This window comes from Azonexus sp. MM2026_4 (genome assembly GCF_055901855.1).
Window position 1 is genome coordinate 3,366,130 of the sequence record NZ_CM148380.1, and the last position, 21,341, is coordinate 3,387,470.

The window sequence follows — 21,341 nt, forward strand, 5'->3', positions numbered from 1 at the left end:
CTTCCGTGATGGGAGAAGACATGAACACACAAGCTGCAACGGCTGAAAACTACCTGAGCATCAACAACATCGAGGTCATCTACGACCACGTGATCCTGGTCCTCAAGGGCGTGTCGCTGGCCGTGCCGAAAGGCAAGATCGTCGCCTTGCTGGGCGCCAACGGCGCCGGCAAATCGACGACGCTGAAGGCGATTTCCAACCTGCTGCGCGCCGAGCGCGGTGACGTGACCAAGGGCTCGGTCGAATACAAGGGGCAGCGCATCGACCAGTTGTCGCCCAACGAACTGGTCAAGCGCGGCGTCATCCAGGTCATGGAAGGCCGCCATTGCTTCGGCCACCTGACCATCGAGGAAAACCTGCTGACCGGCGCCTATACGCGCAGCATCTCGCGCGGCGAGTTGAAGGACAGCCTGGAGAAGGTCTATCACTATTTTCCGCGCCTGAAGACGCGCCGCGGTTCACAGGCCGGCTACACCTCGGGCGGCGAGCAGCAGATGTGCGCGATCGGCCGGGCGCTGATGGCCAAGCCGGAAATGATCCTGCTCGACGAGCCGTCGATGGGCCTGGCGCCGCAGATCGTCGAGGAAATCTTCGAAATCGTGAAGGACCTCAACGCCCGCGAACAGGTCAGCTTCCTGCTCGCCGAACAGAACACCATGGTCGCGCTGCGCTACGCCGATTTCGGCTACATCCTGGAAAACGGGCGGGTGGTGATGGAAGGCGGGGCCGAGGAACTGCGGACGAACGAGGATGTGAAGGAGTTCTACCTTGGCCTGAGTTCGGCGGGGCGGAAATCTTTCAAGGACGTCAAGCACTACCGCCGCCGCAAGCGCTGGCTCTCGTAGAGGGTTGCAGGGCGCCCCGCATGGCGGCGTTGTCGGCCGGCTTGTTGGCAGGAGCCAACGGCGCCGGCCTCCGCCTTGCCCTGCGGGGCTACTTTGCAACCCTTGGCGCAGAGGCAGAGGCAGAGGCAGAGGCAGAGGCAGAGGCAGAGGCAGAGGCAGAGGCAGAGGCAGAGGCAGAGGCAGAGGCACAGGCACAGGCACAGGCACAGGCACAGGCACAGGCACAGGCACAGGCACAGGCACAGGCACAGGCACAGGCACAGGCACAGGCACAGGCACAGGCACAGGCACAGGCACAGGCACAGGCACAGGCACAGGCACAGGCACAGGCACAGGCGGCTGGCGCTGGCGCTGACGCTGACGCTGACGCTGACGCTGACGCTGGCGCTGGCAGAACCGCTTTTCCGCGGTGACCGTCAAAACGGAGAAAAATGAAATGAGCTTCTACGACCCGCTCGAAACCCGCGATCCGGAGGACCGGGAAGCGGATCTGATGGGACGTCTGGCGCGCCAGGTGGCGCATGCCCGGTCGGGGACCGCCTATTACCGGCAGGCGCTGGCCGGGGTCGAGGCGGCGGCGTGTGCGACGCGGGCGGCGCTGGCGCGCCTGCCGCTGACGCGCAAGCGCGACCTGATCGAACTGCAGAAGGCGGCGCCGCCGTTCGGCGGGCTGAACGCGCTGGCGCCGGGCGAGGCGCGGCGGGTTTTCGCGTCGCCCGGGCCGATCTACGAGCTGCAGGGCGGCGACGTCAACCACTGGCGCATGGCGCGCGTCCTGTTCGCCGCCGGTTTTCGCCGTGGCGAACTGATCCACAACTGCTTCTCCTACCACTTCACACCCGGCGCCTTCCTCATGGAGGGCGGCGCCCGCAAGCTCGGCTGCGCGGTCTTTCCGGGCGGCGTCGGGCAGACCGAGCAACAGGTGCAGGCGATGGTCAACCTGCGCCCGGACGGCTACGTCGGCACGCCGTCCTTTCTCAGGATCATCGTCGAGAAAGCCGAAGAACTGGGCGCCGACATTTCTTCGCTGAAGAAGGCGCTGGTCTCCGGCGAAGCGCTGCCCGGCGTCACCCGCGCCTGGTTGAAGGAGCGCGGGATCGCCGTCCGCCAGTGCTACGCGACCGCCGACATCGGGGCGATCGCCTACGAGAGCGAGGCCGAAGACGGCATGGTGGTCGAGGAGGACCTGCTGGTCGAGATCGTCCGCCCGGGGACCGGCGATCCGGTGCCGGTCGGCGAGGTCGGCGAGGTGGTGGTGACCAGCTTCAACACCGACTACCCGCTGATCCGCTTCGCTACCGGCGACCTGTCGGCGATCCTGCCCGGCATCTCGCCCTGCGGCCGGACCAACATCCGCCTGCGCGGCTGGCTCGGCCGCGCCGACCAGACGACCAAGATCAAGGGCATGTTCGTCCATCCCGAGCAGATCGCCGAGATCGCCCGCCGCTTTCCGGAAGTCGCCCGCATGCGCCTGGTCGTCGACAACCCGGATGCCCAGGACCGCATGGTGCTGCACTGCGAAATGGCGGCAAATCCGGACGGACTGAGCGGAAAACTGGTCGAAAGCCTGCGCGAACAGACCAAATTGCGCGGTTCGATCGAATTTGTTGCCCCCGGGGGCTTGCCGAACGATGGAAAGGTGATCGAAGATAGGCGGGTCTACTGACCCGGAATCCCGTCAATGCGTGTACTTGCTCTCGCCCTGGCCCTGCTGGCCGTGCCGTTGCAAGCCGAGGAAGCCTCGCTGCGTCCGTCTGCCAGCTTGTTGTTCAAGTATCCCGAGCTGCTGCGCCCGGGCAGTTGCACGGTGTACCGCGAGGGCGGCGCCGGCTGGATCATGGTCGAACCGATGTACTACCTGCGCGGTACCGTCGTCAGCAGCGAGGTGACGACGCGCAAGCTGCAGCAGTGTCCGGCGGTGCCGGGCAAGACCCGCGAACAATACACGCGCCAGGAGTACGTCCGCCTGGTCGAGGCGACGCCCTGCCTGGCCGCCGGCGAGGCCGAGCGCGACGCGCAGGTCGGCGTCGTCCGCCTGCGCGTCGACGACTGGGAGACGCCGCACGTGCGCAAGGCGGAAAACACCGGCCGCCTCTACCGCGGCCTGTTCCTCGACCGGCCCTTGCAGAAGGGCATGGAGATCGAGCTCGAGGCCGACCTGCTCGGCCCCTGCGAGCCCTGATCCGGGTCAGTCGGCGGTCGGCGGGCGTAGCGTGACGGCGCCGAGCGCCGCCAGTCTTTCGATTTCCTGATCGTCGAGACCGAGCGCGGCCAGTCGTTCGCGGCTGTGTTCGCCGAGCAGCGGCGGCGCCGACTGCACGGCGCCCGGCGTCCGCGACAGGCGAGGCGCCGGCGCCGGCTGGCGCACCCCGGCCAGCTCGATGAAGGCGCCGCGCGCCCGGTTGTGCGGATGGTCGGCGGCTTCGCCCAGCGCCAGCACCGGCCACACGCAGTCGTCGCTGTCGGCGAACAGGGTTTCCCAGTGCCGGCGCGGCTGGGCGCGGAAGATTTCGCTCAGGCGCTGTTTCATTACCGGCCAGCGGCGGCTGTCGTACTGCGCGCCGCTGAAGTCGGGGTCGCCGGCCAGCCCCAGCCGTTCGACGAAGCTAGCGTAGAACTGCGGTTCGAGCGGGCAGACGCTGAGCCAGAGGTCGTCGGCGCACTGATAGACGTCGTAGAACGGGGCGCTCGAATCGATCGCGCAATTGCCCTGCCATTCGCCGAGCGCTTCCAGGTTGAACAGGCCGTGGCCGAGCAGCGCCGCGCCTTCGCACATGGCGGCGTCGATCACCTGGCCGCGGCCGCTGCGCTGCGCCTCGAACAGCGCGCAGGCGATGCCCCAGGCCAGCACCAGGCCGCCGCCGCCCATGTCGCCGACCAGCGTCGGCGGCGCCCAGGGCGCGCCGCCGTGGCGCCGGCCGCTGTCGAGAACGCCGGCGATCGCCGCGTAGTTGGCGTCGTGACCGGCGCGCGGGGCGAGCGGGCCGTCCTGCCCCCAGCCGGTCATGCGGCCGTAGATCAAGCGCGGATTTTCCGCCAGACAGACGTCGGGGCCGAAGCCCAGGCGTTCCATGACGCCGGGCCGGAAACCTTCGATCAGCACGTCGGCGTCGGCGATCAGGCGCAGCACCAGCGGCCGGACTTCAGGATTCTTGAGGTCGATGCACAGCGATTTCTTGCCGCGGTTGGCCACCGCCTTGCGGCCGCCGCCGAAGAGCTGCGAGGCGAAGGTGCCGCCGGCGCGTTCGAGCAGCGTGACCTCGGCGCCCATGTCGGCGAGCAGCATGCCGCAGAAGGGGCCGGGGCCGATGCCGGCGAATTCGACGACCTTGACGCCGGCCAGCGGGCCGCGCCCTTGTTCTTGAGCTGTCTCCATGATCTTGTTCTGGCGGTTGATATGGTCCGCAGTATCGCACGCGTTTGCCTGTGCCGTGGGGCATCGGGCATGATCCGGGATTGACCGGAGGAGTGCCGATGAAAAGCAGGATCGACGAACTGCTGGCGCGCATTGCCGCGCTGCAGGACGAGCTGGACGGTGAGTATCGCCAGGCGCGCGACGACTGGGCGCGCAAGAAGGCCGAACTGGCCGACGAACTGGCGCGTCAGCAGCGCCGCTACAAGACCGGGCTGTTCCGTTTCCTGGTCCGTTCCCGGTTGCTGGTGATTCTCACCGCGCCGGTCATCTACGCCGGCTGGATTCCCTTCCTGCTGATCGATTTCTTCGTCACGGTGTACCAGCACATCTGCTTCCGGGTCTATCGCATACCGCGCGTCCGGCGGGCCGACTACATCGTTTTCGACCGCGGCGATCTGCCCTACCTGAACCTGATCGAGAAGTTCAACTGCTTCTACTGCTCCTACGGCAACGGCGTCGCCGCCTATACCCGCGAGGTGGCGGCGCGCACCGAACAATACTGGTGCCCGATCAAGCATGCGCGGCGGATCAGGGCGGCGCACGATCGCTACCCGAAATTCTTCGATTACGGCGACGCCGAAGCCTTCCAGCAGGGCCTGAACCGCCTGCGCCGGCAATACGACGACGACACGCCGGGGGACTGAGCAGGGGGGCGGTCGCGCTTCAGTGAGCGAGACGGTAGCGGGCGTGCTTGGTGGCGTACATGCGTTGATCGGCCAGTTCGAGCAGTGCCATGAGGTCGTCGCCGTCGTGCGGGAAGGCGGCGGCACCGATGCTGGCGCGCAAGGGCAGTTCGATGCCCTCAAAGGCGAACGGCTGGTTGATCTGCTGTTCGAGGCGCCGGATGGCCGCCTCGATACCGTTGGGATTGGTTTCGACCGGCTGCAGGATGATCGCGAATTCGTCGCCGCCGAGCCGGGCAACGGTGTCCGACTGGCGGGCGGTGGCGTGGATGCGTTGGGCAAATTCGCAGAGCAGGACATCGCCGGCACGGTGGCCGTAAGTGTCGTTGACCTGCTTCAAGCCATCCATGTCGAGCATGATCAGCCCGGCCGGGGTGTCGGCGCGCCGCTGGCGGGCGATCACGTTGCGCAGGCGCTCCATGAACAGCGAGCGGTTGGCCAGGCCGGTCAGCGGGTCGTGCGTCGCCCGGTGGAACAGGTCGTCGCTGCCCAGTTGCGAAGCGAAGTACATGGCCGCACCGATGCTCTCGGAGAGCAGGCCGAGCAGGGATTCGTCGCGTTTGTCGAAGCCGGCGATCCGCCGTGACATCGCCTTGAGGACGCCGATCGTCTTGCCGTCGTGCTTGAGCGGCAGGAGCAGCATCGAGCGCAGGCCGACCAGGCGGCAGGCATCGCGGTCGACGCGGTCGTCGGTTTCGCTGTCGTCGCAGCGCAATATCGTGCCGGCGCGGACGCAGGTACCGGACAGACTGCCCGCTTGTTTCAGGCGCAGGCCGAGGTGCGCGCCGGCAATCCCGGAGACGGCGCGATAGACCATCTCGTCGCCCTCGGCCAGCTCGACGACAGCGCCGTCGGCAGCGATCAGGGAGAGGCTGCGGTCGGTGGCGATGGCGAGGACGGCGCCGAGATCAGGGCCGAGCTTGATGATCTCGGTCTGGATGGCGACGACTTGCATGAGCTGTTTGGCGCTGGGCATGGCATCGATCCGGCCATCGTCATGATGACGGCATTCCAAAGATGGGAAATATGGTACTACGCCAAAAGTAATATGCGCGGATTTTCTTCATCCGGGATCAGGTCGCCGGCCCTTGCTGCCCAATTTCCTGCCGCTTGCCATGCCGCCGCCGCGGCCTGCGTTCCCTACTTGAGATTGCGTTCGATGACGCGCGCCAGGATGTCCGTGGCCGGACCGATCCGCTCCACCGGGACGGCAGCGAAACCGAGGTTCATGCCCGGCTGGCGCGCTTCCTGGTCGAGGTAATACAGCGACAGGGGGCGGCAGATGACGCCTTCGGCGAGCGCCTGGGCGGCGACCATGGTGTCGTCGATCGGTCGGTTGAAGCGGTAGAGGAGTTGCAGCCCGGCTTGGCTGCCCGAGGGCATGACGACGTCGCCGAGCCGCGACTGCATGGCGCTCAGCAGAGCTTCGCGGCGCTCCGCGTAGAGGCTGCGCATGCGTTTGATATGGGCAGTGAAATGTCCCTCGTCAATGAATTCGGCGAGCGCCGCCTGCTCGGCCAGACGGCCGCCGCGATAGAGCTCGGAATTGCCGATCACGAAAGCCTCGACCAGATCCTCGGGAACCACCAGGTAAGCCAGCCGGATGCCGGGAAACATGACCTTGCTGAACGTCCCCAGATAGATCACCCGCTGCCGGTTGGCCAGGCCGAACAGCGAGCCGATCGGCCGTTCGTGGAAGTGCAGTTCGTTGTCGTAGTCGTCCTCGATGATCCATGAGCCGACATGATCGGCGTTCTCCAGCAACTGGATGCGGCGGTCGAGCGAGAGCACGGTGCCGGTCGGGTACTGGCTCGACGGCGAACAGAAGATCAGGCGCGGCGGCAGCGCCCAGTCTTCGACGGTGGGCGCCAGCCCCTTGGCGTCGAGCGGGATCGGCGTCACCTGCAGGCCGGCGGCGACCAGCACGTTGCGTGCCCCCCAGTAACCCGGGTCTTCGATCCAGGCGCGGTCGCCATGATCGGCGAGGAGGCGGGCGCAGAGGTCGATCGCCTGGTGCGAGCCGTTGATGATGATCACCTGCTTCGGATCGACCGGCATCATCCGCGTCACGCGCAGGTAGTTGGCCAGCATCACCTTGAGCGGACCGTAGCCGGTATGCGCGTAATTGAGCAGATGGGCCTGGTCGGCGCTGTGGTACTTGGCGAGCAGACGGCGCCAGATGGCGAAGGGAAAGGCGTCGATGTCGGGCACGCCGGGCATGAAGGCGCCGCGTTGCACGACGCTGCTGGTGGCATTGGCGGCGACGATGCTGCCGCGCCGCGACAGGCCTTCGCGCCGGGTGCCGAGCAAACGTTTGGGCGGCACCCGGCGCAGACCGCCCTGCACGGCTTCCGAAACGTAGCTGCCGTCGCCGGTGCGGCTCTCGATATAGCCTTCGACCAATAATTGCTCGTAGGCGCGGACCACGGTGTTGCGCCCCATGCCGAGGTCCTCGGCCAGGCTGCGCGTCGGCGGCAGCTTGGTGCCGGGAGCCAGGGCGCGGTCGAGAATGGCCTGGCGCAGCGCCAGGTATATCCTGATGCGCAGTTTGAGCGGCGCCGACTGGCGGTCCAGATATTGTTCCAGCAATTCGGTGATCAGTCGGGCTTCCATCGTGCGCTCCGGAATTGGTTCCCTGTTTTTCGGAAAAATTGGTTCTCATTTTGACCAATCGTTCCCCTATGATCAACCCATCGAGTGCCAGCGGGCGGTTTGCCCGGCGCTGGCGAAGGCGTGATTCAGGAGAGAGGCCATGGGCCAGCAAGACGGTGGAAGCGCTCACGTTACCTTCCGCAAGGTACAGAAAACCTATGATGGCGAACATCTGATCGTTCGCGATCTCAACCTCGACATCCAGCGCGGCGAGTTCCTCACCCTGCTCGGACCGTCGGGTTCCGGCAAGACGACCTGCCTGATGATGCTGGCCGGTTTCGAGACGCCGACCGCCGGCGAAATCTGCCTCGGCGACCGGGTGATCAACAAGCTGCCGCCGCACAAGCGCAACATCGGCATGGTCTTCCAGAACTATGCGCTGTTCCCGCACATGACGGTGGCCGAGAACCTGCGCTTCCCGCTCGCCGTGCGCAAGCTGCCGGCGGCCGAGATCGATACCAAGGTCAAGAACGCGCTGGCCATGGTCCGTCTCGAGAAGTTCGCCGGCCGCTATCCGCAGCAACTGTCCGGCGGCCAGCAGCAGCGCATCGCCCTGGCCCGCGCCCTGGTCTTCGGTCCGGAGCTGGTGTTGATGGACGAGCCGCTCGGCGCCCTCGACAAGCAGTTGCGCGAACACATGCAACTCGAGATCAAGCACATCCACGAGAACCTCGGCATCACCGTCGTTTTCGTCACCCACGACCAGGGCGAGGCGCTGACCATGTCCGACCGCATCGCCGTCTTCAACCATGGGGTGATCCAGCAGATCGACAGCGCCGAAGCGCTCTACGAGCACCCGGTCAATTCCTTCGTCGCCAGCTTCATCGGTGAGAACAACGCCTTGCACGGCACCGTCGAGCAGATCGCCGACGGTCGCTGTAGCGTGCGCCTCGATTGCGGCGCGCGGATCGAGGCCGAAGCGCGCAACGTGCAGGGCGTCGGGGCGCGGACCATGGTTTCGGTGCGCCCGGAGCGCGCTTTCCTGGCCGACGGCGAGGGCGGCGGCAATCGGTTCAGCGCCGGGGTCAAGGAGATCATCTATCTCGGCGACCACGTCCGGATTCGCCTCGACTTGGTCGGCGGTCACGACTTCACCGTCAAGTTGCCGATTTCCCACCTCGACCGCCAGTTGCGCGCGGGTGACCAGGTGGTGGTGGCGATGGCCCCCGAACATGTCTGCGCGCTCGATCCGGTCGACGAAGCGCATTGATTTTCAACTTGCCCGGCGCCGCCGGGCAGCGATTCACCAACAACTCAGAGGAGGGTATTGCCATGATTCAACAGAAGTCCCTGAACAAACTCGCCGCCATCGCCGCCGGCCTCGGTCTGGTCGGCGCGGTGCAAGCGGCCGACCTGACCGTCATCTCCTTCGGCGGCACCAACCAGAAGGCGCAGGTCAAGGCCTATTACGAACCGTTCATGCGCAATACCGGGATCAAGATCATCCCCGGCGAATACAACGGCGAACAGGCCAAGGTCAAGGCCATGGTCGAAGCCGGTAATGTCAGCTGGGACGTCGTCGAACTCGAATCCCCGGAAATGGCTCGCGGCTGCGAAGAGGGGCTGTACGAGAAGCTCGACTACAGCAAGATCGGCAACAAGAAGGATTTCCTGCCGGCGGCGGTCAATGAGTGCGGCATCGGCTTCTTCGTCTGGTCCACCGTGCTTGCCTACAACGCCGACAAGCTGAAGCAGGCGCCGACCTCGTGGAGCGATTTCTGGGATGTGAAGAAGTTCCCCGGCAAGCGCGGCATGCGCAAGGGCGCCAAGTTCACGCTGGAGTTCGCGCTGATGGCCGACGGCGTCGCTCCGGCCGATGTGTACAAGGTGCTGGCGACCAAGGCGGGTGTCGATCGGGCGTTCAAGAAGCTGGACCAGATCAAGCCGCACATCCAGTGGTGGGAAGCCGGTGCTCAGCCGCCGCAACTGCTGGCCGCCGGCGACGTGGTGATGAGTTCCGCCTACAACGGCCGCATCGCCACCGCGCAGAAGGAAGGTCGCAACCTGAAGATCGTCTGGACCGGCAACATCTACGACGTCGAGTCCTACGGTATTCCGAAGGGCACGGCCAAGCGCGAGGAGGCCTACAAGTTCCTGGCGACGCTGGCCAAGCCGGAAAACCAGGTGGTCTTCTCCGGCGAGATTCCCTACGGCCCGACCAACGTCAAGGCCAATCCGCAGATCAGCGCGGCGATCGCTGCCGAATTGCCGACTTCCGCCGCCAACATCAAGACCGCCGTCGCCAGCAACACCATGTTCTGGGTCGAGCACGGCGAGGATCTGGAACAGCGTTTCAACGCCTGGGCCGCACGCTAGTAAAGCTGGCCGCTTTCCCGCGCTGAGCGGGGAAGCGGCCGGATCGGGGAATGAGGGAAGACGATGATGGTCCAGGGAGAAACGATGTCCGAGCCGATTGCCGAAACGGCAGCCGTTCCGCTCAAGCGCATGCTGCAGCGCGCCGAACGCATGAAGAAGCTGCGCTACGGTGCCTTGATCGCGCCGCTGGCGGTCTTTCTTCTGCTCACCTTCCTGTGGCCGATCGCCGCCTTGTTGCTGAAGAGCGTCGATAACCCGGAAGTGGCGGCGGCGCTGCCGCAGACCCTGCACCAGTTGTCCGGCTGGTCCGGCAAGGATTTGCCGCATGAAGGCGCCTACGCCGCGCTGGTCAGCGACCTGAGCCTGGGCAAGGGCAGCAAGACCCTGGCCGAAGCCGCCAAGCGCCTGAACATGGAAGAACCCGGGCTGCGTTCGCTGCTCATGAACACCGCCCGCAAGCTGCCGCTGGCGACCGATGCCGGTCCGCGCGAGTCGCTAGTGGCGATGGACGAGCGCTGGGGCGAGCTGCGCACCTGGCAGTTGATCGCCCGCAATGCCAGCCAGAAAACCGATTACTACCTGCTCGCCGCGCTCGACCTGACGCGCGACGCGAGCGGCGAAATCAGCCGGGGCGAGCAGGGCGACTCGGTATTCACCGAGATTTTCGGCCGCACCATCTGGATGAGTTTCGTCGTCACGGTGTATTGCCTGCTCCTCGGCTTCCCCCTGGCCTACCTGCTGGCCACCTTGTCGAAACGCAGCTCGAACCTCTTGATGGTGTTCGTCCTGTTGCCTTTCTGGACCTCGATCCTGGTCCGCGTCGCCGCCTGGATCGTTCTTCTCCAGCAGGGCGGCCTGATCAACCAGGCGCTGATCGCGCTGGGCATCACCGACGAACCCCTGCAACTGGTGTTCAACCGGGTCGGCGTCTACGTGGCGATGGTGCACATCCTGCTGCCCTTCATGGTGCTGCCGCTGTACAGCGTGATGAAGGGCATCTCGCCGACCTACATGCGCGCCGCGATGTCGCTCGGCTGCCCGCCGTTCAAGAGTTTCTGGAAGGTGTATTTCCCGATGACGGTGCCCGGCATCGCCGCCGGCGGGCTGCTCGTCTTCATCCTGTCGATGGGTTACTACATCACGCCGGCCCTGCTCGGCAGCCCGAAGGAACAGATGGTCAGCTACTTCGTCGCCTTCTACACCAACGAGACCACCAACTGGGGCATGGCCGCCGCCTTGTCGGCCCTGTTGCTGGCCGCCACCATGCTGCTCTACGTCGTCTATAACCGCCTCGTCGGCAGCGCGACGAACGGCGCCCCGCAACGCTGATCGGAGATATTCATGCTGCCGCCTTATGCCTCCCTGCCCGAGAAGCTCTGGTATTACAGCTTCCGCGTTTTCTGCGGGCTGGTCCTGCTGTTTCTGGTGACGCCGGTCCTGGTCATCATTCCGCTCTCGTTCAACAGCGATTCCATCCTGATGTACCCGATGTCGGGTTTCTCGCTGCGCTGGTACGAAGAATTCTTCCAGTCCGAAATCTGGACCCACGCGCTGAAGAACAGCCTGATCGTCTCCCCGTTCGCCACGCTGCTGGCGATGGCGCTCGGCACCCCGGCGGCAATCGGCCTGACCCGCATCGATTTCCCCGGCAAGGCGCTGCTGATGGCGGTGCTGATCTCGCCGATGGTGGTGCCGGTGGTCATCGTCGGTGTCGCCACCTACCTGGTGTTCGCGCCGATCGGCCTGAGCGGCAGCTACCTCGGCCTGATCATGGTGCACGCGGCGCTCGGCGTGCCCTTCGTCGTGACCACCGTCTGCGCGACGCTGCAAGGCTTCGACTACAACCTGGTGCGCGCCGCCACCAGCCTCGGTGCCAGCCCGCTCACCGCCTTCTTCCGGGTCACCTTGCCACTGGTTGCGCCGGGCGTGATCTCCGGCGGCCTGTTCGCCTTCGGCACCTCGTTCGACGAGGTCGTCGTCACCCTGTTCCTCGCCGGCCCGCAGCAGACGACGCTGCCGCGCCAGATGTTCGCGGGCATCCGGGAAAACATCAGTCCGACGATCGCCGCCGTCGCCACCATCCTGACCGTCATCTCGGTGCTCATGCTGCTCACGCTGGAATGGTTGCGCGGCCGCAACGAGCGCCTGCGCACCGCCGTCGCCGAGTAAGCCGGCGGCTCACCCCGCATTCTCCCCTTCATCTCTCAGGACTCTTCCATGCAAGGATTGAAAGACACTTCACTTTTCTGCCAGCAGGCCTACCTCGCCGGCGTCTGGTGCGCCGCCGACAGCGGCGCGACGCAAACCATCCGCAACCCGGCGACGCAGGAAGTGCTGGGCAGCGTGCCGGTCATGGGGCAAGCCGAGACGGAACGCGCCATCGTCGCCGCCGAGCGGGCAGGGGCGGGCTGGGCGGCGCGTACCGCCGGCGAGCGGGCGCGCATCCTGCGCGCCTGGCACGATGCCCTGCTCGCCAACATCGACGACCTGGCGCTGATCCTGACCAGCGAACAAGGCAAGCCGCTGGCCGAGGCGAAGGGCGAAATCGCCTACGCCGCCTCCTACATCGAGTGGTTCGCCGAAGAGGGCAAGCGTGCCTACGGCGACGTGATCCCGGCCAATCTGGCGGACCGCCGCATCCTGGCGATCAAGCAGCCGATCGGCGTCTGCGCGGCGATCACGCCGTGGAACTTCCCGACCGCGATGATCGCGCGCAAGGCCGCCGCCGCGCTGGCCGCCGGCGCCACCATGCTGGTCAAGCCGGCGCCGCAGACTCCGTTCTCGGCGCTGGCGCTGGCGCTGCTGGCCGAGCGTGCCGGCGTCCCGGCCGGCGTCTTCTCGGTGCTGACCGGCGACGCGCTGGCGATCGGCGGCGAAATGTGCGCCAACCCGACGGTGCGCAAGCTTTCCTTCACCGGCTCGACGGCGACCGGCATCAAGCTGATGCAGCAATGCGCGCCGACGCTCAAGAAGCTGTCGCTCGAACTGGGCGGCAACGCGCCCTTCATCGTCTTCGACGACGCCGATGTCGACGCCGCAGTGCTCGGCGCAATGCAGTCGAAGTACCGCAACAGTGGGCAGACCTGCGTTTGCGCCAACCGCTTCCTGGTCCAGGACGGCATCTACGAGCGCTTCACGGAAAAGCTCGCGGCGGCGGTCGGACAACTGGTGCTCGGCGTCGGTACCGAAGCGGGCGTCACCCAGGGGCCGCTGATCGACGGCAACGCGCTGGCCAAGGTCGAAACCCTGCTCGCCGACGCCACCGCCAAGGGCGCGCGCGTGCTCTGCGGCGGACAGCGTAGTGCGCTGGGCGGCACCTTCTTCGAGCCGACCATCGTCGCCGACGTGACCCCGGAAATGCGCGTGGCGCGCGAGGAAATCTTCGGGCCGGTGGCGCCGATCTTCCGTTTCAGCAGCGAGGAAGAGGCGATCCAGCTTGCCAACGCGACCGAGTTCGGGCTCGCCGCCTATTTCTACAGCAAGGACCTGGGCCGGGTCTGGCGCGTTTCGGAAGCGCTGGAATACGGCATGGTCGGCGTCAATACCGGCGCCATTTCGACCGAAGTGGCGCCATTCGGTGGCATCAAGTCCTCCGGCTTCGGCCGCGAGGGATCGAAGTACGGACTCGAGGATTACCTCGAAATCAAATATGTCTGCATGGCCGGCATCGGCCGCTGACGACAACGGATCATCGGAGAACAGCACCATGAATGCACATCACGAAATCACCCGCGCAGGCAACGCCGCCCTCATGCAGCGACGCGCCGCCGCCTTGCCGCGCGGTGTCGGCCAGGGCCACCCGGTATTTGCCGAGCGCGCCGAGAACGCGGAAATCTGGGACGTCGAAGGCCGCCGCTGGATCGACTTCTGCGCCGGCATCGCCGTGGTCAACACCGGCCATTGCCACCCGCGCGTGATCGCCGCCGCGCACGCCCAACTCGACAAGTTCACCCACACCTGCTTCCAGGTCGTCGCCTACGAGTCCTACGTCGAACTGGCCGAGAAGCTGAACCGCCTGGCGCCGGGCGCAACGCCGAAGAAGACCTTCTTCATGAACACCGGCGCCGAAGCGGTCGAAAACGCGATCAAGGTGGCGCGCGCCTACACCGGGCGCAGCGGCATCATCGCCTTCCAGGGCGCTTTCCACGGCCGCACCATGTACACCATGGCGCTGACCGGCAAGGTCAACCCGTACAAGGTCGGCTTCGGTCCCTTCCCCGGCGAAATCTTCCACGCGCCGTATCCGAACGCGCTGCACGGCGTTTCGGTCGATGACTCGATCGCCGGTCTGGAAGCGATCTTCAAGAACGACATCGAAGCCCGTCGCGTGGCGGCGATCTTCGCCGAGCCGGTGCAGGGCGAGGGCGGTTATCTGCCGGCGCCGCCGGAGTTCTTCGTCCGCCTGCGCGAACTGTGCGATCGCCACGGCATCCTGCTCGTCGCCGACGAAATCCAGACCGGCGCGGCGCGCTGCGGCACGATGTTCGCCATCGAACACAGCGGTATCGAACCCGACATCATCACCATGGCCAAGGGTCTGGGCGGCGGTCTGACGCTGTCGGCGGTGATCGGCAAGGCCGAGATCATGGACGCGGCAACGCCGGGCGGCCTCGGTTCGACCTACGCCGGCAATCCGATTGCCGTCGCCGGTGCGCTGGCCGTTCTCGACGTGATCGAGGAAGAGCAGTTGTGTGCCCGTGCCGAGCGGATCGGCCAGGCGATGCGCGAAAAGCTGAGCGCGCTGGCCGGTCGTCTCGATTGCATCGCCGAGGTGCGCGGTCTGGGCGCGATGACCGCGGTCGAATTCTGCCGGGCTGGCGATCCCCATCGTCCGGCGCCGGAAATCGCCAACGCGCTGAAGGCGGAGGCGGCCAAGCGCGGCCTGCTGCTGCTCAACTGCGGTACCTACGGCAACGTGCTGCGCCTGATGGTGCCGCTGACCATTCCCGATGCCGTGCTTGAAGAAGGCATGGAGCTCCTGGTTGCTGCCATCGAGGTTGCCGCCCAGGCCTGAGCGAGGCCGCTGCTGGCGGGGCCGGAAGGCCCCGTCAGCTCTTGCGTCCAAGCAGGCCGCGCACCGCGTCCTGGAGGTCGGCCGGCAGCACCACCAGCTTGGCGTTGTCCTTCTCGCCCAGGCGCTCCATCGCCGCGATGTATTTCTCGCCGAGCAGGAAGGCCATCGGCCCGGCCTGGTCGCCAATCGCCGCGCTGACCCGGCGGATCGCTTCGGCCGAGGCCTCGGCCATCATCACCTGGGCGTTGGCGTCGCGCTTGGCCGATTCGAGGCGCGCTTCGGCTTCCAGGATGGCCGACTGCTTGGCGCCTTCCGACTTGGTCACCACCGCCTTGCGCTCGCGCTCGGCGGCGGCCTGCATCTCCATCGCCTTCTGCATCGATTGCGACGGCTTGATGTCCTGGATTTCGACCGACTTCACCGTCAGCCCCCAGTCGATCGCCTCGTCGGCGATGCTCTCGCGCAGCCGCGCCTTGATCTTGTCGCGCGACGACAGCGCCTCGTCGAGTTCCATTTCGCCGACGATCGAGCGCAGCGTGGTCATGATCAGGTTGCGGATCGCCTCCGAGAAATCGGTGACGCCATAGACCGCCTTGACCGGGTCGGTGACCTTGATGAAGGCGATGGCATTGGTCAGGATCACCGCGTTGTCGCGGGTGATCACTTCCTGCTCCTGGACGTCGAGGATGATGTCCTTGGTGACCAGTTGGTAGGCGATGCGGTCGATGTAGGGAATGACCACGTTGAGGCCGGGCTTCAGCGTGCCGTGGTATTTGCCCAGCCGCTCGACGATCCATTCCTCGCCCTGCGGCACGATGCGCACGCCCTTGGCGATGGTGACGACGACGAAGGCAAGCAGTGCGAGGGCAACGACGAATCCGGCTTCCATGGGGAACTCCCTTCAGTTTTTGACGACTTTCAGATAACTGCCTTCGACGGCGACGACGCGCACCCGCTCGCCGGCGGCGATGGCGCTGTCGGCGAGACAGACCCACTCGTCGGCGCCGAGCAGCGGCCGCTGGAAACGCACGCGGCCTTTCTGGAACGGTTCGATCGCGCCGGTCAGCAGGCCGATCTCGCCGATCGCCTCGCCGTCGGCGGTGCCGCTTTGCGTCGTCTGCGCCTGGCGGAAGACGCGGAACCAGAGCACGGTCATTGCCAGCGAGGCGACGATCCAGCACAGGACCTGCGCGGTCAATGGCAGGCCGGGGGCGAGCAGCAGGAGCAGCCCGACGAGCAGCGCGCCGAGGCCGAACCAGATGATGTAGAAGGCCGGCATGGCGAGTTCGGCGATCACCAGGGCGATGCCGCCGACGATCCAGTGCCACCATTGAGGTTGCATGACGATGTCCATGCCGCCGAGTATTTCGGGTTTGTCGGCCGCGGTCAAGGCGGCTTGCGGTATTTACGGATCAACGGCGGTCGGCCGCCGGATTAGAATCGACCGATGCATACCGTTCTCCTGCTCCTTCCCGATTTCGCACTGATCCTGCTCGGCGCCGCCATCCGCCGCTGGATGCACCTGGGCGACCATTTCTGGAGCGGGGTCGAGAAGCTGGTCTATTTCATCCTGTTCCCGGCGCTGCTGGTCAACGCGATCATGCGCACCCGGCTCGACCTCGGCGCGGCGCTGCCCTTGCTGGCTACCGCCTTCGCCGCGCTGGCCGCCGGCATGCTCCTCGGGCTGCTGCCGAAGCTGTGGCTGCGCATGCCGGACCTGCGCTTCGCCTCGATGTTCCAGTGCGCCTACCGGTTCAATTCCTACATCGCGCTGGCGGTCGCCGGGATGCTCTTCGGCAGTCCGGGCATCGCCACCATGGGGCTGATCGTCGGTGCTGCGGTGCCCTTCGCCAACCTGGTCTCGGTGTGGATGCTAGCGCGCCACGGCGAGGTCGGCCTGTGGCGCGAAGTGGCGCGCAACCCGCTGATCTGGGCGACGGCCGGCGGTTTCCTGCTCAACCTCGCCGGCTTTCTGCCGCCGGCGCCGTTGCAGGCTTTCCTCGGGCGTCTTGCCGATGCCTCGATCGCCCTCGGCCTGATCGCCGTCGGCGCCGCCCTGCGCCTCGACGGCACCGCCGGCGCCCGCTTCTTCTCCGGCTGGCTGCTCGCCGTCAAGCTGCTGGCGCTGCCGCTGATCGCCATCGTCGTCGGTCGGACGGTTGGCCTGAGCGGGCTGAATTTCCAGGTCGCCGTCCTGTTCGCGGCGATGCCGACGGCGTCGTCGGCCTACATCCTGGCGATGCGCATGGGCGGCGACGGGCGCAGCGTCGCCTGGCTGATCTCGGCGAGCACGCTCGCCGCGATGCTGACGCTGCCGCTGTGGGCGGCCTGGTTGCTCGGCTAGACGCCTATTTCTTGGCTGCAGGCCGGCGCGGCTTCGGTTTTTCTTCGGTGCCGGTGGCGGCCGGTTCCGCCTGCGTGGCGGCGGCGGCTTCGACGTTCTGCTGCAGGTGCTCGCGCATCTGCTGCATCATCTGCCAAGGCCACAGCGCAGCTTCCGAAAAGGCCTTGCCGGTTTCTTCGGCGGGCGCTTCCGGGGCGGTCGGTTCGTTCATCTGGCGGGCGGCGTCGGACGCCATCTGACCCATCGCCTGCATCGTGGTCACCGTGCTGCGCTGCATCTCGAGTCCCTGGATGGTCATCTGCAGCATCGACAGGTTCATGCGCAGCCAGCCTTCGACGGCTTTCATGTCCTTGATCCGTTTATCCAGTTCTTCCACGTCGAAGGTCGGGGTGACCATGCCGGGGAGGCCGAAACCCATGTTGCTCCAGAGGTTGCGCATGAAGTTGAGCGGGTCGTTGGCAGATGCTTGGTTCATTTTGGTCTCCTCCGGGGTCATCTGATGCAACGATCTTAAACCACTTTTATCGTGCAAAATGATAAATTACCGCCTGTTATGAAAAAGGAATAACCGATGCTCAAGCTGTTGGTAGTTGAAGATCACGCATTGGTCCGCGAGGGACTGGTCGGCCTGCTTTCCCAGGTGGAAGAAGGTGTGCACGTATTCGAGAGCGCCGATTTCGAGAGCGCGCTGAGCGTGCTCGACAGCGAAGGCGATTTCGATCTGGTCCTGCTCGATCTTGCCCTGCCGGGGATCGATGGCTTTGCCGGGCTCGACATCCTGCGTCGCCGTTATCCGGCGATGCCGGTGGCGGTGGTTTCGGCTTTCGACGACCAGCCGACGGTGACCCGGGTGATGAACCTCGGGGCTTCCGGCTTCATTCCCAAAGCGCTCAACGGCGAACGTCTGCTGCAGGCGGTACGCGACGTGCTGGCCGGCAACATCGTCCGGCCCAGCGGCCAGATGCCGGCGCGCCTCGACGACGCGGTGCCGTTGCCGCCGTCCAGCGTCAGCGTCAAGCCCGGCGAGATCGGCCTGACCGATCGCCAGGCGCAGGTGCTGTGCCTCATGGTGCGCGGCCTGTCGAATCGCGACATCGCCGATCAGCTCGATCTTTCCGAAGGCACGGTGAAGATTCACGCGACCGCGGTCTTCAAGGCGCTCGGCGTCACCAGCCGGACCCAGGCACTGGTTACCGCGGCCCGCTACGGCATCGACTTCAGCGACGTTTTCTGAGACTCAGGTGATCGGCCCGCGCGGCGCGCTGGCGCGCAGCAGGGCGCGCAGGCGGGCCGGCCGGACCGGCGGCGCCAGGACGTGGGTATTGGCCGGCAAGGGGTCGGCACCGGTCGGGCCGATGACGATCAGGGCCATTTCCGGATCGATGTCGGGGATCCAGCCGGCGTCGCAGAGGACGATGGTGTCGCTGCGCAAGCGCTCGACCGACTGCCGGTCGCCACTGCTGGTGGCGTAATTCCACGAGGCGATCAGTTCGCGGCAGGCTGCCAGTTCGCTCGATTCGCCGATGAAATGAACGATGCCGTTGCTCGCTTCCCGGTTGTTTCGGGCGCTGGGCGTCGCCTGTTCCGCCGCCCGTTCGACGAGTAGCGAAAAGGTCGTCCCGTTGCCGATCTGCGAGGCGAGCGAGACTTCGATGCCCAGCCCCTTGGCCAGGCGCTGGACGATGGAGAGGCCGAGGCCGAGGCCGCCGTCCTGTTCGCGGGCAACGTTGGCGACCTGGTAGAACTCGGCAAAGATCGCCGCCCGGTGTTCGCGGGCGATGCCGATGCCGCTGTCGCGCACCTCGATGCGCAGGCGGTCGCCCTGGAGCCGGGCGCCGACCAGGATGGCGCCGCCGGCCGGCGTGTAGCGCAGGGCGTTGGAAATCAGGTTGCCGAGCATGCGTTCGAGGAGTTGCGGGTCGCTGTAGACGAAATAGCGCGGTGCATGGAAGCGCAGGCGCAACTGGTGGGCTTCGGCCTGCCGGAAAAAAGCGTCGTGCAGGCGCTGGAAAACCGCGGCCAGCGGGAAGGGCTGCAGATTGGCGCGGACTCCGTCGATGTCGAGGCGGGAGATGTCGAGCAGCGCGTTGAGCATGTCGCCCAGGGTTTGCGTCGAGGCGGCAATCTGTTCGGCGATGCGCGGCACTTCGCGCAGTTTGCCGGCGGCAGCCTGGCGCAGCAGGTCGGTGGTGAACAGGGAAAGGGCATGCAGCGGCTGCCGGAGGTCGTGGCTGGCGGCGGCGAGGAACCGGCTCTTGGCGGCGTTGGCGCGCTCGGCGGTGTCCTTTTCGGCGGCCAGTGCGGCGGTGGCCTGGTCGATACGCTCTTCGAGCAGGTCGCGGCTGTCGGCCAGGGCTTCGGCCATTGCCCGCAGGTCGCGGACCTGGCGGCGGACCAGGACGGCGCCGAAGAAGAGCAGGGCGCTGAGCATGATGCCGAGGGTGCCGATTTCGAACAGGCGGTTGTGCCAGTTGGCGAGCAGCGAATCGGTCGGCATCATCGCCACCATGCGCAGGTCGGAGAAACCGGGGACCGGTGTCGTCGAGATCAGCAGGCCGCTGACTTCGACGATCCCGGTTTCCGGGATCATGCCGGCGGCGCGGCCGTCGAACAGGGCGACGCCGGCCTGCTGGCCGAGGATGCCGGAGCGGGTGCTGAGATCGCTGGGGCGGCAGGAGGCGACGATTTCCCCCTTGGCATTGGTCAGCACCGCGTCGAAATCGTCGGAGAGACGGTTGGCCCAGCAGAAATCCTGCATGTAGGCGGGCTCGATGGCGGCGAAGGCGGCGCCGGCGAAGCTATTGCCCGGGCCGTTCAGACGGTGGGCGATGGCGTAGGTGTAATGGTCCGAATTGCGGCCGACATAGGGGCCGTAGGTGGTCCACGGCGTGCCGCGGGCCAGCGCCGCGAAATAGGGGCGGTCGCTGACGTTGACCTGCGGGCTCGGGAAATAGCTGGAGATGAAGCGCTGGTTGCCCTGTTCGTCGAAAACGCTCAGGTCGCGCAACTGGGGCATGGCACGCGAATGGCGCTGGGCGATGTATTCCCAACCGCGCACCGGTTCCCAGTCCGGCCAGTCGGCGCGATTGAGCGAGAGATCGGTGGCGACTTCCTTGACCAGGACGTTGACGGCTTCGAAAGCGCGGGCCGTGTGTTCGGCCATCATCACCGAGAATTGCTTGAGACGGGTTTCGCCGCTGTCGATGTCGCGCTGGTAGGAAAGCACCAGGTCGGTGAGAAAGATGACCAGCACCGTCAGCGTCCCGAGCAGGGCCACCAGCAGGGCGAGTTTTTCCGGCTTGCGCGTCAGTTGCATGCGGGATCAGATCCGGTAGCAATACAACGGCCGCGGCGGCGAGCAGGCGACTTCGACGATGCTCTCCGGCGTCACCCCGGGCACCGGGAAACTGTTGCTGACGAAGAGGCTGCCCGGTTGCATTTCGGCCTTAACTTTTTCCCACAGCTTGGGCATCGGTACCGGCGACAGGAAGGCATAGACCAGATCGTGTTCGCCAAGCGGCATCTGCCAAAGGTCTTCCCACAGCCAGTGCAGGTTGGGCCGGCCGATGCCGAGGATGCGGCCGGTCAGCCAGGTCAGCGGGGCGTTTTCGGCGCCGGTGAACTGGCGATCCGGCCAGCGGTCGGCGAGCGGGATGACGGTGCTGCCGATGCCGGCGCCGAGATCGAGGAAGCGCTGGCTTTCTTCCTTGCCGATCAGTTCGTCGAGCGCGGCAACGGTCTCGCGGTTGGACAGGTAGAGCGGCACCTGGCCGGAAAGCGCGCCGCGGTAGACCAGCAGCAGCAGGATGAAAGCGAAAAGGAACCAGCCGGGGTCGATGTTCAGCGTCCAGGTCAGCCAGACCAGCGGCATGAACAGGGCATGGATCAGTCGCCACCACCAGGGCTGGCGGGCGATCGTCGCCAGCGCCAGGGCGACCGCGCCGATCAGCAGGCTGGTCTGCTGCCAGGGCAGATTGCCGCCGGCCCAGCCGTAATAGGGCCAGGCCAGCGAGAGGACGAGGATGACGGCGGCGCCCTGCAGGGCGAACTGGCGAAGCGGGGTCGATGACAT

Annotated in this window: 21 protein-coding genes; 13 read left to right on the plus strand and 8 right to left on the minus strand. The window is 66.2% G+C overall.

What is annotated here, in order from left to right; translation table 11 throughout:
- The first annotated feature begins 20 nt into the window (after positions 1-20).
- The 4 genes from AC0KWY_RS15760 to AC0KWY_RS15775 are packed head-to-tail and all read left to right on the plus strand — an operon-like array spanning position 21 to position 3,027.
- Complete coding sequence (locus AC0KWY_RS15760; protein ID WP_474026438.1) at positions 21-845, plus strand: ABC transporter ATP-binding protein; 825 nt, start codon at positions 21-23, stop codon at positions 843-845.
- 20 nt (positions 846-865) lie between these two features.
- On the plus strand, positions 866-1,258 hold the full coding sequence (locus tag AC0KWY_RS15765) for a hypothetical protein (RefSeq protein ID WP_474026439.1): 393 nt from the start codon (positions 866-868) through the stop codon (positions 1,256-1,258).
- 23 nt (positions 1,259-1,281) lie between these two features.
- Positions 1,282-2,511 (plus strand): phenylacetate--CoA ligase family protein, encoded by a 1,230-nt coding sequence (locus tag AC0KWY_RS15770; protein WP_474026440.1) that lies wholly within the window; start codon positions 1,282-1,284, stop codon positions 2,509-2,511.
- Between the two features lie 15 nt (positions 2,512-2,526).
- The gene (locus AC0KWY_RS15775; RefSeq protein WP_474026441.1) at positions 2,527-3,027 is read left to right on the plus strand and encodes a hypothetical protein; all 501 of its coding nucleotides are present in this window, start codon (positions 2,527-2,529) and stop codon (positions 3,025-3,027) included.
- 6 nt (positions 3,028-3,033) lie between these two features.
- On the opposite strand, the gene AC0KWY_RS15780 is transcribed toward AC0KWY_RS15775, so the two are convergent.
- Positions 3,034-4,221 (minus strand): CaiB/BaiF CoA transferase family protein, encoded by a 1,188-nt coding sequence (locus tag AC0KWY_RS15780; protein ID WP_474026442.1) that lies wholly within the window; start codon positions 4,219-4,221, stop codon positions 3,034-3,036.
- A gap of 98 nt (positions 4,222-4,319) precedes the next feature.
- On the opposite strand from AC0KWY_RS15780, the gene AC0KWY_RS15785 reads away from it, so the two are divergent.
- The gene (locus tag AC0KWY_RS15785; protein WP_474026443.1) at positions 4,320-4,904 is read left to right on the plus strand and encodes a hypothetical protein; all 585 of its coding nucleotides are present in this window, start codon (positions 4,320-4,322) and stop codon (positions 4,902-4,904) included.
- Between the two features lie 19 nt (positions 4,905-4,923).
- Here the strand turns inward: AC0KWY_RS15785 and AC0KWY_RS15790 are convergent, their stop codons facing one another.
- A complete protein-coding gene (locus tag AC0KWY_RS15790; RefSeq protein WP_474026444.1) occupies positions 4,924-5,919 on the minus strand; it encodes a sensor domain-containing diguanylate cyclase in 996 nt (331 codons plus the stop codon).
- Positions 5,920-6,083: 164 nt separating this feature from the next.
- Complete coding sequence (gene pdxR, locus AC0KWY_RS15795; RefSeq protein ID WP_474026445.1) at positions 6,084-7,556, minus strand: MocR-like pyridoxine biosynthesis transcription factor PdxR; 1,473 nt, start codon at positions 7,554-7,556, stop codon at positions 6,084-6,086.
- A gap of 139 nt (positions 7,557-7,695) precedes the next feature.
- On the opposite strand from pdxR, the gene AC0KWY_RS15800 reads away from it, so the two are divergent.
- The 6 genes from AC0KWY_RS15800 (at position 7,696) to gabT (ending at position 14,925) form a co-directional block, all read left to right on the plus strand.
- Positions 7,696-8,805 (plus strand): ABC transporter ATP-binding protein, encoded by a 1,110-nt coding sequence (locus tag AC0KWY_RS15800; RefSeq protein WP_474026446.1) that lies wholly within the window; start codon positions 7,696-7,698, stop codon positions 8,803-8,805.
- A 62-nt stretch (positions 8,806-8,867) separates the two neighbouring features.
- Entirely contained in the window at positions 8,868-9,911 is a 1,044-nt protein-coding gene (locus AC0KWY_RS15805) for an ABC transporter substrate-binding protein (RefSeq protein WP_474026447.1), read from the plus strand.
- A gap of 84 nt (positions 9,912-9,995) precedes the next feature.
- On the plus strand, positions 9,996-11,240 hold the full coding sequence (locus AC0KWY_RS15810; RefSeq protein ID WP_474026448.1) for an ABC transporter permease: 1,245 nt from the start codon (positions 9,996-9,998) through the stop codon (positions 11,238-11,240).
- Positions 11,241-11,252: 12 nt separating this feature from the next.
- A complete protein-coding gene (locus tag AC0KWY_RS15815) occupies positions 11,253-12,080 on the plus strand; it encodes an ABC transporter permease (RefSeq protein ID WP_474026449.1) in 828 nt (275 codons plus the stop codon).
- A 48-nt stretch (positions 12,081-12,128) separates the two neighbouring features.
- Entirely contained in the window at positions 12,129-13,589 is a 1,461-nt protein-coding gene (locus tag AC0KWY_RS15820) for an NAD-dependent succinate-semialdehyde dehydrogenase (RefSeq protein WP_474026450.1), read from the plus strand.
- Positions 13,590-13,617: 28 nt separating this feature from the next.
- Positions 13,618-14,925 carry a 4-aminobutyrate--2-oxoglutarate transaminase gene (gabT, locus tag AC0KWY_RS15825; RefSeq protein ID WP_474026451.1) on the plus strand — a complete coding sequence of 436 codons (1,308 nt, stop codon included), beginning with the start codon at positions 13,618-13,620 and terminating at the stop codon, positions 14,923-14,925.
- 34 nt (positions 14,926-14,959) lie between these two features.
- Here gabT and AC0KWY_RS15830 read toward each other — a convergent pair whose 3' ends face one another.
- Both AC0KWY_RS15830 and AC0KWY_RS15835 read right to left on the minus strand, forming a co-directional pair.
- Complete coding sequence (locus AC0KWY_RS15830) at positions 14,960-15,814, minus strand: SPFH domain-containing protein (RefSeq protein WP_474026452.1); 855 nt, start codon at positions 15,812-15,814, stop codon at positions 14,960-14,962.
- Between the two features lie 12 nt (positions 15,815-15,826).
- Positions 15,827-16,267 carry an NfeD family protein gene (locus tag AC0KWY_RS15835; RefSeq protein WP_474029741.1) on the minus strand — a complete coding sequence of 147 codons (441 nt, stop codon included), beginning with the start codon at positions 16,265-16,267 and terminating at the stop codon, positions 15,827-15,829.
- 105 nt (positions 16,268-16,372) lie between these two features.
- Here AC0KWY_RS15835 and AC0KWY_RS15840 point away from each other — a divergent pair, with 105 nt between their 5' ends.
- Positions 16,373-17,269 carry an AEC family transporter gene (locus AC0KWY_RS15840; RefSeq protein WP_474026453.1) on the plus strand — a complete coding sequence of 299 codons (897 nt, stop codon included), beginning with the start codon at positions 16,373-16,375 and terminating at the stop codon, positions 17,267-17,269.
- Between the two features lie 4 nt (positions 17,270-17,273).
- On the opposite strand, the gene AC0KWY_RS15845 is transcribed toward AC0KWY_RS15840, so the two are convergent.
- Complete coding sequence (locus AC0KWY_RS15845) at positions 17,274-17,744, minus strand: PhaM family polyhydroxyalkanoate granule multifunctional regulatory protein (protein ID WP_474026454.1); 471 nt, start codon at positions 17,742-17,744, stop codon at positions 17,274-17,276.
- Positions 17,745-17,840: 96 nt separating this feature from the next.
- On the opposite strand from AC0KWY_RS15845, the gene AC0KWY_RS15850 reads away from it, so the two are divergent.
- Positions 17,841-18,503, plus strand: a complete 663-nt coding sequence (locus AC0KWY_RS15850; protein WP_474026455.1) for a response regulator transcription factor — start codon at positions 17,841-17,843, stop codon at positions 18,501-18,503.
- Between the two features lie 3 nt (positions 18,504-18,506).
- Here the strand turns inward: AC0KWY_RS15850 and AC0KWY_RS15855 are convergent, their stop codons facing one another.
- Together AC0KWY_RS15855 and AC0KWY_RS15860 are read right to left on the minus strand one after the other, a co-directional pair.
- A complete protein-coding gene (locus tag AC0KWY_RS15855; protein WP_474026456.1) occupies positions 18,507-20,585 on the minus strand; it encodes a sensor histidine kinase in 2,079 nt (692 codons plus the stop codon).
- Positions 20,586-20,591: 6 nt separating this feature from the next.
- Positions 20,592-21,341, minus strand: a complete 750-nt coding sequence (locus AC0KWY_RS15860; protein ID WP_474026457.1) for a class I SAM-dependent methyltransferase — start codon at positions 21,339-21,341, stop codon at positions 20,592-20,594.

Bases quoted from the DNA above. Each gene is read 5' to 3' on its own strand.
- AC0KWY_RS15760 (WP_474026438.1), top strand. From the start codon at position 21: ATGAACACACAAGCTGCAACGGCTGAAAACTACCTGAGCATCAACAAC.
- AC0KWY_RS15765 (WP_474026439.1), top strand. From the start codon at position 866: ATGGCGGCGTTGTCGGCCGGCTTGTTGGCAGGAGCCAACGGCGCCGGC.
- AC0KWY_RS15770 (WP_474026440.1), top strand. From the start codon at position 1,282: ATGAGCTTCTACGACCCGCTCGAAACCCGCGATCCGGAGGACCGGGAA.
- AC0KWY_RS15775 (WP_474026441.1), top strand. From the start codon at position 2,527: ATGCGTGTACTTGCTCTCGCCCTGGCCCTGCTGGCCGTGCCGTTGCAA.
- AC0KWY_RS15780 (WP_474026442.1), bottom strand. From the start codon at position 4,221: ATGGAGACAGCTCAAGAACAAGGGCGCGGCCCGCTGGCCGGCGTCAAG.
- AC0KWY_RS15785 (WP_474026443.1), top strand. From the start codon at position 4,320: ATGAAAAGCAGGATCGACGAACTGCTGGCGCGCATTGCCGCGCTGCAG.
- AC0KWY_RS15790 (WP_474026444.1), bottom strand. From the start codon at position 5,919: ATGCCCAGCGCCAAACAGCTCATGCAAGTCGTCGCCATCCAGACCGAG.
- pdxR (WP_474026445.1), bottom strand. From the start codon at position 7,556: ATGGAAGCCCGACTGATCACCGAATTGCTGGAACAATATCTGGACCGC.
- AC0KWY_RS15800 (WP_474026446.1), top strand. From the start codon at position 7,696: ATGGGCCAGCAAGACGGTGGAAGCGCTCACGTTACCTTCCGCAAGGTA.
- AC0KWY_RS15805 (WP_474026447.1), top strand. From the start codon at position 8,868: ATGATTCAACAGAAGTCCCTGAACAAACTCGCCGCCATCGCCGCCGGC.
- AC0KWY_RS15810 (WP_474026448.1), top strand. From the start codon at position 9,996: ATGTCCGAGCCGATTGCCGAAACGGCAGCCGTTCCGCTCAAGCGCATG.
- AC0KWY_RS15815 (WP_474026449.1), top strand. From the start codon at position 11,253: ATGCTGCCGCCTTATGCCTCCCTGCCCGAGAAGCTCTGGTATTACAGC.
- AC0KWY_RS15820 (WP_474026450.1), top strand. From the start codon at position 12,129: ATGCAAGGATTGAAAGACACTTCACTTTTCTGCCAGCAGGCCTACCTC.
- gabT (WP_474026451.1), top strand. From the start codon at position 13,618: ATGAATGCACATCACGAAATCACCCGCGCAGGCAACGCCGCCCTCATG.
- AC0KWY_RS15830 (WP_474026452.1), bottom strand. From the start codon at position 15,814: ATGGAAGCCGGATTCGTCGTTGCCCTCGCACTGCTTGCCTTCGTCGTC.
- AC0KWY_RS15835 (WP_474029741.1), bottom strand. From the start codon at position 16,267: ATGCAACCTCAATGGTGGCACTGGATCGTCGGCGGCATCGCCCTGGTG.
- AC0KWY_RS15840 (WP_474026453.1), top strand. From the start codon at position 16,373: ATGCATACCGTTCTCCTGCTCCTTCCCGATTTCGCACTGATCCTGCTC.
- AC0KWY_RS15845 (WP_474026454.1), bottom strand. From the start codon at position 17,744: ATGAACCAAGCATCTGCCAACGACCCGCTCAACTTCATGCGCAACCTC.
- AC0KWY_RS15850 (WP_474026455.1), top strand. From the start codon at position 17,841: ATGCTCAAGCTGTTGGTAGTTGAAGATCACGCATTGGTCCGCGAGGGA.
- AC0KWY_RS15855 (WP_474026456.1), bottom strand. From the start codon at position 20,585: ATGCAACTGACGCGCAAGCCGGAAAAACTCGCCCTGCTGGTGGCCCTG.
- AC0KWY_RS15860 (WP_474026457.1), bottom strand. From the start codon at position 21,341: ATGTCATCGACCCCGCTTCGCCAGTTCGCCCTGCAGGGCGCCGCCGTC.